Consider the following 1,762-nt stretch of genomic DNA (forward strand, 5'->3'; position numbering starts at 1 on the left):
CATAAAAGCAGGTTTAGTTAAACCACTTGCTTATATGCATCGAAATATTTTAGATCATAGAGATTTATTTAACTCTTTATTTAAAATCGAACCGATGAAAGAGAAAACAAATATCGGACTTCGTTCAATTTCTTGGGAAGACGCACGTAAACACGCAGAACAAGAAGGGAAAGCAGAGTCTACTACAAATACATTCGGAATTGAAAATCCGTATTATCATAAGAATAATCTGAAGAAAAAACTAAAAGGTTTAAAAAACTTTAGAGCAAATGAAACATATGATGAATCACCAGAATACGATGATTTACAAATTATTTTAGATTTATTTAAAGAGAAAAATGTCAAACCACTCTTTATTTCTGTACCCGTAAATGGGCCTTGGTATGATTATACTGGCTTCCCGAAAGAACGCCGTGAAGTGTATTATAAAAAAGTTCGAGAACAGGTTGAGAAAGCAGGATATCCAGTAGTTGATTTCTCTGGTCATGAATATGATAAGTATTTCTTAAAAGATACGATTCATTTGGGCTGGAAAGGTTGGATTTATTTTGATGAAGCAGTGCATAAATTTAATTCTGAGAAATAAAGTATAGAAATCGGAATGGCTATGAGCCGTTCCGATTTTTTTAGTATAGAGGATTTTGGTGAGGACAATTTGGGAATGCATGTATATCTTGAATCTGTCTATAATCATAATGTTTCATTGCGAACTGGGCTTGATAAAGGTATTCATACACATATAATTGACCATCATGCGCTGAACATAATACACCAGAAGTTCCTTGCCCGTTCATGAAAGAAATGCCGATAGGACGTCCGATTAAGTATTGTATTTTTTGCTGCCAATGCATAGGGGAATCACTCCTTTTTGAGATAATATACGAAAGAAATGATCAAACGGTTGCTTATCCATGTAAATGTAGATGGAAAGGTGTTATATAATTCTTGAAGATTAATTCATATATAAATAAAAAACCGCTATAACTCCGAATGAATTTATAGCGGTTTTTGTTATATTCTTAAGCAAGATTTTTACGCTTTTTTGTCCATTTTTTTATAACGAAGTATAAAAGTATAAGTACGACGCCACCAATTGCGAATGATTTCACATACGGACCAGCAATATCGTTAATATTTTCCCAATTTTCACCTAGCTTTTCACCTAAATAAATGAAAATAATAGACCAAGGGATAATCGCAAGTGCTGTTAGTGTAGTGAAACGTAGTAAAGGCATTTTTGTAATACCAGCAGGAATTGAAATCGCATGACGCACTACTGGAATGAAGCGTGCTGTAAAAATGACACCAGTTCCGTAACGATTAAACCAATCTTCTGCAGCGTCTATTTGCTTTTTATGTATGAAAATATATTTTCCATAACGTTCTAATATAGGGCGTCCACCATATCGTCCAAGCCAATAAATAAAGATTTGGGCAATAACACCGCCAATTGTACCGAATACAACTGCGCCTATAAATGAGATACTTCCATTGAATACTAAGTATCCTGCATAAGCAAGGACAATTTCACTTGGGATAATCTCAATCATAAGTCCAAGCATAATGCCCCAATAACCTAATCCTTCAAAAAACGTTAATACTGAATGAATAAAACTACTTAACATTGTTGCACCTTCTAGTTTATGAATTTTTGAGTATAAGAACCTTTTATTTAATTACGTAAAAGGTTCACTATATGTAGATTATACCTTATTTACATAGGGGATTGCTATTTCAATTCTTTTATGTCTCTCATAAGTAT

The 1,762-nt window shown here is 33.2% G+C and carries 3 protein-coding genes; 1 reads left to right on the forward strand and 2 read right to left on the reverse strand.

Features of this window, described 5'->3' with window-relative positions:
* Window positions 1–586, forward strand: a 586-nt coding sequence (gene dltD / locus ABWK52_RS28900; protein ID WP_353772353.1) for a D-alanyl-lipoteichoic acid biosynthesis protein DltD, incomplete at its 5' end; no start/stop codon positions are given.
* A gap of 40 nt (window positions 587–626) precedes the next feature.
* On the opposite strand, the gene ABWK52_RS28905 is transcribed toward dltD, so the two are convergent.
* Window positions 627–851, reverse strand: a complete 225-nt coding sequence (locus tag ABWK52_RS28905) for a hypothetical protein (protein ID WP_087947697.1) — start codon at window positions 849–851, stop codon at window positions 627–629.
* Between the two features lie 168 nt (window positions 852–1,019).
* A complete protein-coding gene (locus tag ABWK52_RS28910; protein WP_000952913.1) occupies window positions 1,020–1,625 on the reverse strand; it encodes a DedA family protein in 606 nt (201 codons plus the stop codon).
* Window positions 1,626–1,762: the final 137 nt, after the last annotated feature.

Origin of the sequence: Bacillus sp. AP50 (assembly GCF_040492675.1) — a bacterium.
Taxonomy (GTDB): Bacteria; Bacillota; Bacilli; order Bacillales; family Bacillaceae_G; genus Bacillus_A; species Bacillus_A cereus.